Annotated in this window: 15 protein-coding genes; 7 read left to right on the plus strand and 8 right to left on the minus strand. The window is 60.8% G+C overall.

Annotated features, from left to right (window positions below; all coding sequences use genetic code 11):
• Window positions 1–318: 318 nt before the first annotated feature.
• On the minus strand, window positions 319–1,008 hold the full coding sequence (locus QRN46_RS07330) for an MlaA family lipoprotein (RefSeq protein ID WP_011335174.1): 690 nt from the start codon (window positions 1,006–1,008) through the stop codon (window positions 319–321).
• A gap of 186 nt (window positions 1,009–1,194) precedes the next feature.
• Here QRN46_RS07330 and pcrP point away from each other — a divergent pair, with 186 nt between their 5' ends.
• Both pcrP and QRN46_RS07340 read left to right on the plus strand, forming a co-directional pair.
• Window positions 1,195–1,815 carry an HAD superfamily inactivated hydrolase PcrP gene (gene pcrP / locus QRN46_RS07335; protein ID WP_011335175.1) on the plus strand — a complete coding sequence of 207 codons (621 nt, stop codon included), beginning with the start codon at window positions 1,195–1,197 and terminating at the stop codon, window positions 1,813–1,815.
• A gap of 108 nt (window positions 1,816–1,923) precedes the next feature.
• A complete protein-coding gene (locus QRN46_RS07340; protein WP_011335176.1) occupies window positions 1,924–2,187 on the plus strand; it encodes a DUF4404 family protein in 264 nt (87 codons plus the stop codon).
• Window positions 2,188–2,251: 64 nt separating this feature from the next.
• On the opposite strand, the gene queF is transcribed toward QRN46_RS07340, so the two are convergent.
• A complete protein-coding gene (gene queF, locus QRN46_RS07345; protein WP_011335177.1) occupies window positions 2,252–3,082 on the minus strand; it encodes an NADPH-dependent 7-cyano-7-deazaguanine reductase QueF in 831 nt (276 codons plus the stop codon).
• Between the two features lie 61 nt (window positions 3,083–3,143).
• Window positions 3,144–3,677 (minus strand): copper-resistant cuproprotein CopI, encoded by a 534-nt coding sequence (gene copI / locus QRN46_RS07350; RefSeq protein ID WP_011335178.1) that lies wholly within the window; start codon window positions 3,675–3,677, stop codon window positions 3,144–3,146.
• 154 nt (window positions 3,678–3,831) lie between these two features.
• On the opposite strand from copI, the gene QRN46_RS07355 reads away from it, so the two are divergent.
• Entirely contained in the window at window positions 3,832–4,512 is a 681-nt protein-coding gene (locus QRN46_RS07355; protein WP_011335179.1) for a heavy metal response regulator transcription factor, read from the plus strand.
• Complete coding sequence (locus QRN46_RS07360) at window positions 4,512–5,852, plus strand: heavy metal sensor histidine kinase (protein WP_011335180.1); 1,341 nt, start codon at window positions 4,512–4,514, stop codon at window positions 5,850–5,852. The genes QRN46_RS07355 and QRN46_RS07360 overlap by 1 nt, the downstream gene beginning before the upstream one ends.
• Window positions 5,853–5,881: 29 nt before the next feature.
• Here QRN46_RS07360 and QRN46_RS07365 read toward each other — a convergent pair whose 3' ends face one another.
• The 3 genes from QRN46_RS07365 to QRN46_RS07375 form a co-directional block, all read right to left on the minus strand.
• On the minus strand, window positions 5,882–7,126 hold the full coding sequence (locus QRN46_RS07365; RefSeq protein WP_011335181.1) for a lipoprotein-releasing ABC transporter permease subunit: 1,245 nt from the start codon (window positions 7,124–7,126) through the stop codon (window positions 5,882–5,884).
• A 63-nt stretch (window positions 7,127–7,189) separates the two neighbouring features.
• Complete coding sequence (gene lolD, locus QRN46_RS07370; protein WP_162831788.1) at window positions 7,190–7,873, minus strand: lipoprotein-releasing ABC transporter ATP-binding protein LolD; 684 nt, start codon at window positions 7,871–7,873, stop codon at window positions 7,190–7,192.
• A gap of 7 nt (window positions 7,874–7,880) precedes the next feature.
• Window positions 7,881–9,131 carry a lipoprotein-releasing ABC transporter permease subunit gene (locus QRN46_RS07375; protein ID WP_011335182.1) on the minus strand — a complete coding sequence of 417 codons (1,251 nt, stop codon included), beginning with the start codon at window positions 9,129–9,131 and terminating at the stop codon, window positions 7,881–7,883.
• 94 nt (window positions 9,132–9,225) lie between these two features.
• Here QRN46_RS07375 and QRN46_RS07380 point away from each other — a divergent pair, with 94 nt between their 5' ends.
• Window positions 9,226–9,807: a PilZ domain-containing protein gene (locus tag QRN46_RS07380; RefSeq protein ID WP_011335183.1), complete on the plus strand. Its 582-nt coding sequence runs from the start codon at window positions 9,226–9,228 to the stop codon at window positions 9,805–9,807.
• A gap of 14 nt (window positions 9,808–9,821) precedes the next feature.
• Window positions 9,822–10,544, plus strand: a complete 723-nt coding sequence (locus QRN46_RS07385) for a glycerophosphodiester phosphodiesterase (RefSeq protein ID WP_039772788.1) — start codon at window positions 9,822–9,824, stop codon at window positions 10,542–10,544.
• A 42-nt stretch (window positions 10,545–10,586) separates the two neighbouring features.
• Here the strand turns inward: QRN46_RS07385 and sthA are convergent, their stop codons facing one another.
• Together sthA and QRN46_RS07395 are read right to left on the minus strand one after the other, a co-directional pair.
• Window positions 10,587–11,981 carry a Si-specific NAD(P)(+) transhydrogenase gene (sthA, locus tag QRN46_RS07390; protein WP_007953019.1) on the minus strand — a complete coding sequence of 465 codons (1,395 nt, stop codon included), beginning with the start codon at window positions 11,979–11,981 and terminating at the stop codon, window positions 10,587–10,589.
• 197 nt (window positions 11,982–12,178) lie between these two features.
• Complete coding sequence (locus QRN46_RS07395; RefSeq protein ID WP_011335185.1) at window positions 12,179–13,228, minus strand: FAD:protein FMN transferase; 1,050 nt, start codon at window positions 13,226–13,228, stop codon at window positions 12,179–12,181.
• Between the two features lie 53 nt (window positions 13,229–13,281).
• Between QRN46_RS07395 and QRN46_RS07400 the strand changes: the two genes are divergently transcribed.
• The gene (locus QRN46_RS07400; protein WP_011335186.1) at window positions 13,282–14,574 is read left to right on the plus strand and encodes an MFS transporter; all 1,293 of its coding nucleotides are present in this window, start codon (window positions 13,282–13,284) and stop codon (window positions 14,572–14,574) included.
• The last annotated feature ends 51 nt before the right edge of the window (window positions 14,575–14,625 follow it).

Below are 14,625 nucleotides of genomic sequence, written 5' to 3' on the forward strand. Positions count from 1 at the left end.
GCAAACGGCGCCAGAATTAGGTTGGCGTAGCAGGCGGGGCAAAGGCCCGGCACAGACTACTGGATTCGCTTTCTAGCCTCTCTGCTGCACCGCTTCGGAGCGTTCGCCCCGCACACGGTTGCACCAGAGGTGCCCTTCTAAGGCGCAGACGGTACTCCCATCCTTCGAGCGTTTCAAGCATGCGCCGATGGTCGCTTGGAGACTTTGTTTGTCAAATCACTCGCAGTTATAAGAACGGCTTCAACCGTAACCCAATCATTGGACGCGCCCACAAAAAAGGCGACCTCGCGGCCGCCCTTTCATACCGATCAACCGAGATCAGAAATCGTCTTCGACCTGCCCGTCCTTGACCTTGAACTCGCGGTTCTGCAGGTAGGCGTTGCGGATGAAGGTGTACTTGTCGCCGCTGATCAGCTTCTCGCTCGACAGCAGGCTGGCGCGGGTATCAACGATGTTCAGGCCGAAAATCGAGTTACGCACCGGCACATCGTTGATGTAGCGGTACGGGCCGGTGAAGCTGTCGACGTACTTGGACGGCGCGTCGCGCAGGGTACTCGGGCCCATCAGTGGCAGCATCACGTAAGGACCGCTGCCGACGCCCCAGTAGCCGAGGGTCTGGCCGAAGTCTTCGTCGCTGCGGTTCAGGCCCATTTTGGTGCCGACGTCGAAGAATCCGAGCAGGCCGAAGGTGGTGTTGAAGATCAGGCGCGCGGTGTCGACGCCAGCCGCAGCCGGTTTGGCCTGAAGAATGTTGTTCGCCAGGTTGGTGACATCACCGACGTTGCGGAACATGTTGTGGATGCCGTCTTCCAGGAATTGCGGAGTAACAAATTCGTAGCCCTGCGCCAGCGGCTTCAGCGCATAGGTGTCGACGAAATCGTTGAACTGGAAGATCGGACGGTTGACGCTTTCCCAAGGGTCTTCTTCCGTTGCGGCTTGAGCGGCGAACGGCACCAGCATCACGCTGGCACATACACAAAGCTGAGCAAGAGGATGGCTCCAGCGCATAGAAAACTCCTTGGATAGTACGGACGCAGCACCTGGGCCGCGGCGATTAGTGCGTCAGTATAAGACGGAAACGGCACTTTAGGCAGTTCCCCCGGTGAAACCCTCTGTAGGACGCTTCGTCACTGGCCTGTCATGCAACTGTCACCGATGTTGCCTAGCCTGATCGCTATTTCAGGGACGTTTTCCATGCCTCAAGCCGAAGCCTTGCCCCTCGCGGCACCGACGCTGACCGCCGTGCTGTTCGGACTCAGCGGCTGTCTGGTGGACTTCGGCGCTCGCGCCCGTCATCACACCAGCGTCGGCCCGGAACACGCCGACGTCACACCCGGCGCCCTGGACAGCCTGCGCAGCCTGCAGCGCCAGCAAATTCCCTGCGCCTGGCTGGATGAGTTGTCTGCAAGCTTCACTCAAGTGCTGTCATCCACACTGCCTGACTGGATAAAACCGTCGCAACATTCGGCAACAATCAATCCATGGCCGGCGCCCAACGCCTGCTGGCAAGCGCTGATGGGCTTGAATGTCGGTTGCCTCGACGGTTGCGTGCTGGTCAGCGGCGAGCCGCGCTTGCTGCAATCGGGCCTGAATGCCGGGTTGTGGACCATCGGCCTGGCGTCCTGCGGCTCGCTGTGCGGCCTGGCGCCAAGCGAATGGCAGGCCCTGAGCCAGAAAGAACGCGAACAGCTGCGCGGCAAGGCGACGGTGCAGCTGTTCGGCCTGGGCGTGCACTCGGTGATCGATCATCTGGGCGAACTCGACACTTGTCTGGCGGACATCAACCTGCGCCGCCTCAAAGGCGAAAAGCCCTGACCGGGATCATGCAGGTTGGCCAAGAGTGGATTAGTCTTAAGGAGAGCCATAGACCTTTGGCGCACGGCTGCGGTCTATGCCAGTGCCTCTCGATAAAAGGAAACAACCATGCCCGCTCAAGAACTGCAGAAACAGCTCAATGCCCTGCGCGAGCAACTGGATCAAAATCCTCCGCTGACCGAAGCCGAGCGCGCTGATCTACATGCCCTGATGAAACAGATCGAACTGGAACTTGAACTGGAAACCAAAACCAAGGACTCCAACATTGCCGATGGTGTGAACCTGGCCGTTGAGCGCTTTGAAGTTGATCACCCCACCATCGCCGGCACACTGCGCAACATCATGAATTCCCTGGTCAGCATGGGCATCTGAGACCCCGCGAATGCAAAAAAGCCCTGCCATCACTGGCAGGGCTTTTTCATGTCCGCGAGGCGGGTTACTGACGAACCAGACGGTGGTTCGGCAGTTGCACGCTTTCAGTGCTGCGGTACGGGTTGATGTCCAGCCCGCCCCGGCGCACGTAACGCGCAAACACCGTGAGCTTTTCCGGTTTCAGCAGGCGCTGCAGGTCGAGGAAGATCCGCTCCACGCACTGCTCGTGGAAGTCCGAGTGCTGACGGAAGCTGACGATGTACTCCAGCAAACTGGCGTGATCCAGCGCCGCGCCACGGTATTCCACCACCACGCTGCCCCAGTCCGGCTGACTGGTCACCGGGCAGTTGGATTTGAGCAGATGGCTGTGCACGCTCTCCTCCACCACCCGCGAATCGTCGCAGCGCAGCAGCTCAGGACGCGGGTGTTCGTAGTCACTGACGCTGATATCCAGATCGTCGATGCACACGCCCGGCAGCGCCACAACGCCTTCGGCTTCGACGTCTTTCAGGCTGCGGACGCGCACGCCCACCGGTTTGCCGGCAGCAGCGGACAAATCCTTGACCAGCGTCGCTTCCAGGCTCGCGGTGTCGGCGAACGGCGTCTGGTTCAGCGAGTTCAAGTACAGCTTGAACGACTTGGATTCGATGATGTTCGGCGAATCCGCCGGAATGCTGAATTCACCGATCGCCACCACCGGTTTACCCGACGGCAGCAGCCACGACAGTTCGAAGCAGTTCCAGAAATCCACGCCTTTATACGGCAGGGTCTCGGCGGTCAGGCCCAATTCGGCCCATTTCGCGGTGCGCGGGATCGGGAACAGCAGGGACGGCGTGTACGTGGCGATGTATTCGCTGGATTTGCCCAGCGGCGAATGTTCGGCTGCGGGATGCATGGCGGAAACCTGACTGAAGAATCAGCGGATTCTACCAGCCTTTGCTTCCGCCTTTGAGTGCTTACTGACTGACAGTCAGTTTGCCGACCATTCCCGCTTGGTAATGCCCGGGAATATTGCAGGCAAACTCCAGGTTCACCGCTTTGCTGAAGGTCCAGGTCAACTCGGCGGTCTTGCCCGGTTCGACAAGCACGCTGTTGGGGTCGTCGTGCTTCATGCCATGGCCCATTGCGGCGTGATCCATGCCCGCCATGTCGTGGGACATTTCCTTCATGCCGGTCGGCGTCAGCATGCCGCTTTGTTGCATCTGCAACATTTCCTGCTGGTGCTTGGCATGCATCGTTGCGTCGCCGAGGTTGAATTCGTGCAACAACTGGCCTTTATTCACAAGCACAAAACGAACGGTCTCACCGGCCTTGATCTCGATCGCCTTCGGATCGAAGCTCATGTCGCCCATCACCACTTCAATGCTGCGGGTGGCCTTGGCCGCCGGGGCCGGCTGGCCGAAGTCATAGGTGTGCGCCGGCGACGCCCACAGCGGCGAACTCAGCGCCAGCAGACACGCGGCAAGGGCCAGACGGTTGCGCAAAAACATAGTCGTACTCCAATAAATCAAGGTTCAGCCTGTGGGAAACTCTAGCCCGCCTGCGCTGGCAGCGACCTGACAGAGAGATTACAACTTTGTCAGTTTGGCGCTCACCGCGTGAGCCCACGGTATAACGTCCTCGTTCCCGCTACCCGAGTTGCCCATGAAACTGCTGATCGTCGAAGACCAACCCAAAACCGGCCAGTACCTGCGCCAGGGCCTGACCGAGGCCGGTTTCAACACCGAACTGGTGGCCGACGGCACCACCGGCCAGCAATTGGCGTTGAGTGGCGACTATGCGCTGCTGATCCTCGATGTGATGCTGCCCGGACGCAATGGCTGGCAGATCCTGCAGGCGGTGCGCAGCGCCGGCCTGGAAACACCGATCCTGTTTTTGACCGCCAAGGACACCGTGGAAGATAGGGTTCACGGCCTCGAACTGGGCGCCGACGACTACCTGGTCAAACCGTTCGCTTTCTCCGAACTGCTGGCGCGGGTGCGCAGCCTGTTACGCCGCGGCAGTTCCACGCCCCAGGAAACCAGCCTGCGCCTAGCCGATCTGAGCCTGGATCTGATCCGCCGCCGGGTCGAACGCAGCGGTCAACGCATCGACCTCACCGCCAAAGAGTTCGCCCTGCTGGAAATGCTCCTGCGCCGTCAGGGCGAAGTGCTGCCCAAGTCACTGATCGCCTCGCAGGTCTGGGACATGAACTTCGACAGCGACACCAATGTGATCGAAGTGGCGATTCGTCGACTGCGCCTGAAGATCGATGACGACTTCCCCAACAAGCTGATCCACACCGTACGCGGCATGGGTTACGTCCTTGAAGAGCGTGCCGACTGATGCGCCGACTGTCCTTGAGCGGCCGATTGGTGCTGTTGTTCGCCGGCTGCACCGCAGTGGTTTCGCTGGTCGCCGGGGTGGTGTTCAATCGGGCCAGCGAAGGCCACTTCATCGAACTCGACCAGCAATTGCTCGAAGGAAAACTGCTCAGCGTGCGTCAGACGCTGCGCAGCGGTAGCGACGCCGCGCACATCACCGATGAATTGAGCCAACAGGGCGATGTTTCGTTGCGTATCAGCAGCTCTGAGGGGCAGCGCTGGTTCGGTCGCTCGTTGCATACCCCGGCGAATCTGCCGCAACAGCCCGGCCTGGCCACCATCAACGACAACGGCACCGACTATCGCCTGCTCAACGCCGCGCTTGAACCGGGAAAACCCGATTCCCCGCAATTGACCTTGCTGCTGGACATCACCCACCACCAGCACTTCCTGCAACGCATGCAGCATCTGATCTGGCTGACCGTCGGCCTGTCGGCGCTGGCCACTGCGCTGCTCGGCGCCTGGGCTGCCCGCAGCGGTCTTCGCCCGTTACGCCGCATGAGTGCGGTCGCCCGGGGGATTTCGGCGCAATCGCTGAATGCCCGACTGCCGGACGCACGGATGCCTGCAGAACTCGCGGAATTGGCCCACAGCTTCAACGCCATGCTCGGACGCCTCGATGACTCCTTTCAGCGGCTGTCAGCGTTTTCCGCCGACATCGCCCATGAACTGCGCACCCCATTGTCAAACCTGCTGACTCAAACTCAGGTCACCCTGACCCGCCCTCGCCCCCTCGAAGACTATCGCGAGGCACTGCACAGCAACCTCGAAGAGCTGCAATGGATGGCGCAGTTGGTGAACGACATGCTTTATCTGGCCAAGGCTGACCACGGCTTGCTGGTGCCCAAGCGTGAACCGCTGGAGCTGGCGGAAGAAGCCGATGCGTTGCTGGAGTTTTTTGCGCCGCTGGCCGAAGACGCTCAGGTCAGCCTCAGCCGTGACGGTGCGGGGCGGTTCGAGGGTGATCGCGCGATGTTGCGTCGGGCGCTGTCGAATCTGCTGGATAACGCGTTGCGCTTTACCCCGGCCGCCGGCGAAGTGCGTGTAAAGGTGGTCGAGCAGGCGAAATTCTTGAGCGTGACTGTGGAGAACAGTGGTGAGGGGATTTCTGTCGAGTTGTTGCCGCGCTTGTTCGACCGCTTCTACCGGGCGGATCCGGCGCGCCAGGAAGGCAGCAGCGAGCATGCGGGATTGGGGCTGGCGATCACTCAGTCGATCATCCGGGCCCATGGCGGGCAGATTCATTGCGAATCGGCTCAGGGCTGGACGCGGTTTGTGATTGAGTTGCCGAAAAACGATTGAGGCCGGCAATGCCGGCCTCAATGGGGAACTTACGAATAGCGCAATGCGTGCGCCGGTTCGATCTTCGCCGCCCGCCAGGCCGGGTAAACCGTGGCCAGGAAGCTGAGGATAAAGCCCGCCGAGCAGATCAGCAGCACGTCACCGCCCTGCAATTCCGATGGCAGGTTGCTGACGAAATACACGTCCGAACTGAAGATGTGCTGCCCGGTCACTCGCTCGACCCAGCCCACCATCTCACTGACGTTCAGCGCGGCAATCACACCCAGCACGCCACCGATGATGGTGCCGACGATACCGATCACCGTGCCCTGCACCATGAAGATCGCCATGATCTGCCGTGGCGTGGCGCCGATGGTGCGCAGGATCGCGATATCCGCGCCCTTGTCGTTCACCACCATGATCAGGGTCGCGATGATGTTGAACGCCGCCACCGCGACGATCATCAGCAGCAACAGGCCGATCATGGTTTTTTCCATCTTCATCGCACTGAACAGGCTGCCCTGGGTGTGGGTCCAGTCGTCAGCCTTGAAATCGGCGCCGAGACCGGAGGCAATGTCCGAGGAAACCTTCGGTGCGGCGTACAGATCCTTCACCGCCAGACGCACGCTCTGCACCTGATTCGGCTCCCAGTGCTGCATGGTCGCGGCGTCGGAGACGTGGATCAGGCCCATGGAACCGTCGAGTTCGGCACCGACCTTGAACACGCCGACCACATTCAGACGCTGCATGCGCGGGGTGATGCCGCCCGGTGCGGTGCTGACTTCCGGCACGATCAGGGTGATCTTGTCGCCGACGTTGAGGCGGAAACGCCGAGCGGTGATTTCGCCGAGCACTACGCCGAATTCGCCCGGTTTCAAGGCATCGAGACGGCCTTGAACAATATGTTGGGCAACGATCGACACCTTGCCTTCCTGAGCCGGATCGACGCCGCTGATCTGGATCGGCTGCATCATGCCCTTGTAGGACAGCATGCCTTCCATCTCGGTGAACGGCACGGCGGCGGTCACTTCCGGATTCTTCATCGCGGCGGCAGCGACTGGCTGCCAGTCGTCGATCGGCTTGACGCCGACGATGGTCGCGTGAGGCACCATGCCAAGGATGCGCGAGCTCATTTCGCGCTGGAAGCCGTTCATCACCGACAGGACCACGATCATCGCCAGCACGCCGAGGGCGAGGCCGATCATCGAGGTCATCGAAATGAACGAAACAAAGCGATTGCGGCGCTTGGCGCGGGTATAGCGCGTGCCGATAAAGATCGATAACGGTCTGAACATTCGCTGGGGCACCGTATAAAAATAAAAGACCCGATGCCTTTTCAGGCACCGGGTTTCAAGCCGTCAGATGGGGGTCAGGCAACCTTCCTGCAGCTGCAGGACGCGGTCCATCTGGCGAGCCAGGTTCATGTCGTGAGTCACCACCAGAAACGCCGTGCGCATCGACGTGCTGAGTTCCAGCATCAGATCCTGAATGCCCTCAGCGGTGTGGGAGTCTAGGTTGCCGGTCGGCTCGTCGAGCATCACCAGTCCTGGATTGTTGACCAGCGCACGGGCGATGGCCACACGCTGGCGTTCGCCACCGGACAGCTCCGCCGGTTTGTGTTCCAGGCGATGGCCCAGGCCCACTCGCTCCAGCAACGCCGTGGCACGCTGACGGGCTTCCGGGATCGCGGTCTTGCCGATCAGCAGCGGCATGCAGACGTTTTCCAGCGCGGTGAATTCCGGCAGCAAGTGGTGGAACTGGTACACGAACCCGAGGGCACGGTTACGCAGCAGGCCACGCTTTTTCTCGCTCAGCGCCGACAGTTCTTCACCGTCGAGCCAGACACCGCCCTTGGTCGGCGTGTCGAGACCGCCCAACAGGTTGAGCAAGGTACTTTTGCCCGAACCGGACTTGCCGACGATCGCCACCCGCTCGCCTGGATGCAGTTCCAGTTGCAGGTTGGCCAGCACTTCCACCGACTCCGGGCCTTCCTCGTAGGATTTGCCCAGGTTGCGGCAGCTCAAGATTGCTTTTTCACTCATGCCCGACTCACTCATAACGTAGCGCCTCCGCCGGCTGGGTGCGCGCGGCACGCCAGGCTGGATACAGGGTGGCGAGGAAACTCAGGACCAACGCAGCGGCGCAGACCATGACCACGTCCTGGCTCTGCACCTGCGACGGCAGGTAATCGATGAAATACACGTCGGCGTTGAGGAATTTGTGTCCGATCACGCCTTCGAGGGCCGAAATCGCGGCGCTGACGTTGAGCGCGGCGAAGATCCCGACCACGGCGCCGATGGCCGTGCCGACCACGCCGATCACCGTGCCTTGCACCATGAATGTGCGCATGATCGTGCCCGGTGTGGCGCCCAGTGTGCGCAGAATGGCGATGTCGCCCTTCTTGTCGTTCACCACCATCACCAGCGTGGAAATGATGTTGAACGCCGCCACGGCGACGATCAGCAGCAACAGCAGGCCGATCATGGCTTTTTCCATGCGGATCGCCTGATACAGGTTGCCGTGGGTACGGGTCCAGTCGCGGGCGTAGTAACGGTCCTCGCCGAGGCGCTGGGCGATGTTCCACGCTTCACGCGGCGCCTGGAACAGATCGTCGAACTTCAGACGCAGACCCTGTACCTGATCAGGCTTCCAGCGGTGCATCTTCGCCAGATCCTGCAGGTTGGTGACGCCCAGATAGCCGTCCAGCTCGCCGGCGCCGACATGGAAGATGCCGACCACAGTGAAGCGCTTCATGCGCGGGAACATCCCGGCCGGGGTCACACTGACTTCCGGTGCGACGAAGGTGATCTTGTCACCGATGCCTACGCCGAGCTTGGTCGCGGCCTTGTCGCCGATCACGATGCCGAAGCTGCCCGGCGTCAGATCGTCGAGTTTGCCCTGCTTCATGAAGTTGTCGATGATCGAGACGTTGCGCTCCAGCGCAGGGTCGATGGCATTGAGCAACACCTTGGACACCTGGCCGTTGTTGGTCAGCAACCCCTGCATCTGGGTGAAAGGCGCGACGGCCGCCACCTGCGGGTTCTGCTTGACCTTGGCGGCCAGGCTCGGCCAGTCGTTGATGGCTTCACCGGACTCGATGGTCGCGTGGGGCACCATGCCCAGCACGCGGGTGCGCATCTCATGATCGAAGCCGTTCATCACCGACAGCACCACGATCATCACGACCACGCCAAGGGCGAGCCCGATCATCGAAGTCAGGGAAATGAATGACACAAAATGATTGCGACGCTTTGCACGGGTATAACGCGTGCCGATAAATACGAAGAGAGGTCTGAACATGTCGGGGCTTGTTCGGAGGGAAAAGGAACGTCCTTGTGGCGGGGGTCGATAACCAGCTTTACACTCAGACCACCGCCGCTACCATGGGTTCGCCATGTCGACATTAGATGAAGAAGATCGCCGCGAATACTACCGTATCGAGGACACGATCGCACTGGAAATTCGGCCCCTGTCCGCTCCCGAAGCCGCAGGCCAGGAAGTGTTGCAGGATGCTTCTCCACTGTTCAACCTGCTCAGCGAACTGCACCTGAGCGAATTCGAGTCGCAGCACCTGCTGCGCCAGATCAGTGAACGCGACCGCGCCATCGCGGCGTTCCTGAAATCCCAGAACAAACGCATCGACCTGCTCAGCCAGGTGGTCGCCCTGACCGTGCTCGGCCATATCGGCGAGCCGCAACCGGTGATCATCTCCGAGGGCGGCATCGACTTTCAGCACCCTACCCCGATCGCCAGCGGCGCCCACCTGTCGGTAAAACTGGTGCTGATGCCTCAGGCGCTTGGCCTGTTGTTGCGTGCCCGCGTGACCCATTGCGACCGCAAGGGCGACGGCTACGACGTCGGCACCGAGTTCGAACACCTGACCGACGCCCAGCGCCAGTTGCTCGCCCGCTATATCTTGCAGAAGCAGGCCCAGGAACGACGCCTGGCCCGCGAACAGAACGAATCAGGCATCTAAATTAAGGAAGAACCGTGACCCTTATCTACGGCCACCGCGGCGCCAAGGGCGAAGCACCGGAAAACACCCTGAGCAGTTTTCAGGAATGTCTCAAGCACGGCGTTCGCCGTTGCGAGCTGGACCTGCACCTGTCCAAGGACGGCGAGCTGATGGTCATCCACGACCCGACCCTCAAGCGCACCACCGACCGGCGCGGCAAGGTAGTCGAGCACACCGCCGCCGAGCTGGTGACCTACGACGCGCGCAAGGGCGGTCCGGGCTGGATCAAGCCATGCCCGATTCCAACGCTGGAAGAACTGTTCGAAAAGTGTGATTTCGAGCACTGGCAGCTGGAAGTCAAAAGCGCTTCTCGCACCCGCGCCGCGACCACCGTGCTGGCGATCCGTGAAATGGCAGTCAGACACGGGCTGCTCGACAAAGTGACAATCACCTCGAGTTCGCGGGAAGTGTTGAAGGCTGCACTGGATCTGGTGCCCGACGTATCGCGCGGCCTGGTGGCCGAATACGCCTGGCTCGACCCGTTGAAGGTCGCACAGAGTTACGGTTGCGAGATTCTGGCGTTGAACTGGACGCTGTGTACGCCGGAACGCCTGCAAAAGGCGCAGCGTCAGGGGCTGCATGTGTCGGTGTGGACCGTCAACGAGCCTGCGCTGATGCGCAGACTCGCCGACTTCGGCGTTGACAGCCTGATTACAGACTTTCCCGGTTTGGCCACTGCCACCCTCGGGAATTGCTGAAATCGGTCTCCCCGGCCGGCTCAGGCCACCGGCCGGAGCCCGTCAAAAAAGCCGGTTGAGGCCGTCGTACGCCGCTACCCGATAGGCTTCGGCCATGGTCGGGTAGTTGAACGTCGTGTTGACGAAGTATTTCAGAGTATTCAGCTCACCTGGCTGGTTCATGATCGCCTGACCGATGTGCACGATCTCCGACGCCTGATAACCGAAGCAGTGAACGCCCAGCACTTCCAGGGTTTCACGGTGGAACAGGATCTTCAGCATGCCTTGCGGCTCGCCGGCGATCTGTGCCCGCGCCATGCTCTTGAAGAACGCCTTGCCCACTTCATACGGCACTTTGGCCTGGGTCAGTTCCTGCTCGTTCTTGCCGATCGAGCTGATCTCCGGAATGGTGTAGATGCCGGTCGGCACGTCATTCACGAAGCGCCAGCTGCCATTGTCGACGATGCTGCCAGCGGCCGAACGGCCCTGGTCGTGGGCGGCACTGGCCAGGCTCGGCCAGCCGATCACGTCACCGGCGCCATAGATGTTCTGCACGCAGGTGCGGTAATTCTCGTCGACTTCGATCTGGCCACGGCTGTTGACCTTGACCCCGATGTTTTCCAGACCCAACTGGTCGGTGTTACCGGTACGACCGTTGCACCAGAGCAAGGCGTCGGCCTTGATCTTCTTGCCGGACTTCAAGTGCAGGATTACGCCGTTGTCCACGCCTTCGACGCGGTCATATTCTTCGTTGTGACGCACGGTGATGTTGTTGTTGCTGAAGTGGTAGCTCAACGCCTGGGAGATTTCCGAGTCGAGGAAGCTCAGCAACTGGCCGCGGTTGTCCACCAGCTCGACCAGCACGCCCAGACCGCTGAAGATCGAAGCGTATTCGCAACCGATCACGCCGGCGCCGTAAACGATCAGTTTGCGCGGGGTGTGGCCGAGGCTGAGGATGGTGTCGCTATCGTAGATACGCGGGTGGTGGAAGTCGATGTCCGCCGGGCGATAAGGACGCGAACCGGTGGCGATGATGATGTGCTTGGCCACCAGTTTTTCGACCACGCCGTTGGCGCAGACCACTTCGATGGTTTGCTCGTCGGCAAAGCTGCCGGTGCCGAAAAACACGTCGACGCGGTTACGGGCGTAGTAGCCGGTACGCGAAGCGACTTGCTTGGAGATGACTTTCTCGGCGCTTTTCAACACATCCGGGAAGGAGAACCAGCGCGGCTCGCCGATCGCACGGAACATCGGATTGGTGTTGAACTGCATGATCTGCCGCACCGAGTGACGCAGGGCCTTGGACGGGATGGTGCCCAGGTGGGTGCAGTTGCCGCCGACCTGGCGACGGCTGTCGACCATCGCCACCTTGCGCCCTGCTTTGGCGGCGTTCATTGCCGCGCCTTCTCCCGCCGGGCCGGAACCCAGCACCACCACGTCGTAGTTGTAGACAGCCATGCGTACTCCTCAGAACAGGCCGCGGTGCCAGCAGCACCGGCGGCTAAATCACGCCGAACGACGGCGCGAAGGAACAATTGGGGGCCAGTAGAAAACCCGGACACAGTCTATAGAAGCGTCAACGCCGCGCACATTAACCCTTGGTCGCGTCGTAGGCTACTTTTGCCTGCACTACAACGCCAGCTTTCGTACTGTTCTCAGTCAACTTTTGCGCCACTGAGCCGTTCAAAAGCGTGACTGGTGCGTGTGACGAAACCTGTATCGGCACGAATCACAAAGAATGCACCAATGTCGTGTTTTTCGGCATAGTCCCAAGCTCTTTCAGGCCCGAGAATCAGCAACAGCGTCGATAGTCCATCGGCCATCAGCGCTGAAGGATGAATTACCGTGACCGACGCCAGATCGTGTAGGACCGGCGCACCGGTCCGGGCATCGAAGGTGTGGGAATAGCGACGGCCATCCTGCTGAAAATAGTTGCGATAGTCGCCGGAGGTGGACAGGCCGTAGCCATCCACATTAATGACGCGCTCTGCCACCTGCTGATCGTCTTGCGGTTCTTCCAGAGCGATACGCCACGGCGAACCATCAAGCTTCTTGCCGGAAGCCTTGAGCTCGCCGGTGGCTTCCGCGAGATAGTCATGGATGCCCAGAGCCTCGAGCCGCGCGGTAATGGTGTCAACCGCGTACCCGGCGGCAATGCTGTTGACGTCCACCTCGACCGCCGCATCCTTGCATAACCGGTCGCCGTCGATGTGCAGGTGTTGATGACCGACTCGTTGGCGCACTTTGGCCAGCGCCGCCGCATCCGGGACTTTTTCTTCACGCCCCTGCGGGCCGAAACCCCACAGATTCATCAGCGGCTCAACCGTGAGGTCGTAGGAGCCTTCGCTTTGTTGCGACAGCTGTTCGCCCACGCGGATCAATTCAAGGATCGGTGCGGGCATGACCTGACAGCGATCAGCCGGCAATGCATTGAAGCGCGAGATATCGGAGTCTGCGCGGTAAGTCGACATCTGCCGGTCGACGTCCGCGAGGATTTTTTCCACTTCGATACGCACCGTCTGGGGGGCAGGCAGATGGGCGTGGCGCACGTACTTGATCGAATAGGTGCTGCCCATCGTCGGGCCACCGAAAGTCTCAAGGGAATCGCCGTTGCCACAGCCGGCCAAAACCCAGCCCAGCAGCACGAGAATCCCCCACCGTCCAGTTAACAATTCTTCATCTCCCCGCAAAACCGCGCCGGCCATTATGGGCTACGAGCGCAACGCTTTCTTACAAGATTTAGAGTGAGTACCTACCCATGTCCTCAACGACCGGCAAAGGCAAGGCGATTTTTCGCGTTGTCAGCGGCAACTTTCTCGAGATGTTCGACTTCATGGTCTACGGTTTCTACGCCACGGCCATTGCCAAGACCTTCTTTCCCACCGACAGCGCCTTCGCTTCCCTGATGCTTTCTCTGGCCACTTTCGGCGCAGGTTTCCTGATGCGTCCGCTGGGGGCGATTTTTCTCGGCGCCTACATAGACCGTCACGGCCGACGCCAGGGCCTGATCATCACATTGGCCCTGATGGCGGCCGGCACCGTGCTGATTGCCTGCGTGCCGGGCTACGCCACCCTTGGGGTTGCCGCGCCGCTGATCGTGCTGTTCGGCCGCTTGCTGCAAGGCTTCTCGGCTGGCGTCGAATTAGGCGGTGTGTCGGTGTACCTGGCGGAAATCGCCACGCCGGGCCGCAAGGGCTTTTTCGTCAGTTGGCAGTCCGCCAGCCAGCAGGCGGCCGTGGTGTTCGCCGGCCTGCTCGGTGTCGCCCTCAACCATTGGCTGAGCCCTGAGCAGATGGGCGAATGGGGCTGGCGGGTGCCGTTCCTGATCGGCTGCATGATCGTCCCGGTGATTTTCGTCATCCGCCGCTCGCTGGAGGAAACCCCGGAGTTCCAGGCGCGCAAACATCGCCCTACCCTGCAGGAAATTGTCCGCTCGATCGGTCAGAACTTTGGCATCGTCATCGCCGGCATGGCGCTGGTGGTCATGACCACGGTGTCGTTCTACCTGATCACGGCCTACACACCGACGTTCGGCAAGGCGGAATTGCACCTGTCGGACTTCGATGCGTTGCTGGTGACCGTGTGCATCGGTCTGTCGAACTTCTTCTGGTTGCCGGTGATGGGCGCGGTGTCTGACAAGGTCGGGCGTAAACCCCTACTGCTGGCGGCGACGATTCTGGCGATCCTGACCGCTTACCCGGCGCTGTCGTGGCTGGTGGCGAACCCGAGCTTCAGCCATTTGCTGATCGTCGAGCTGTGGCTGTCGTTCCTGTACGGCTCGTACAACGGGGCAATGGTGGTGGCACTCACCGAAATCATGCCGGTAGAAGTTCGTACGACTGGCTTCTCGCTGGCCTACAGCCTGGCGACCGCCACCTTTGGTGGCTTTACCCCGGCGGCCTGCACTTATCTGATCCATGTGCTGGACAACAAGGCGGCACCGGGGATCTGGCTCAGTGGTGCAGCGGTATTGGGCGTGATCGCCACGCTGGTGCTGTTTCGTGGCAACAGGCACGAACTGCGCACGGCACAAGCCGCCATCCCCCGCTAAGGCAAATCGCGCACAAACAAAAACGCCCCGACCAGAGTCGGGGCGTTTTCA

It is taken from the genome of Pseudomonas sp. lyk4-R2A-10 (assembly GCF_030209075.1).
Lineage (GTDB): Bacteria > Pseudomonadota > Gammaproteobacteria > Pseudomonadales > Pseudomonadaceae > Aquipseudomonas > Aquipseudomonas glycinae.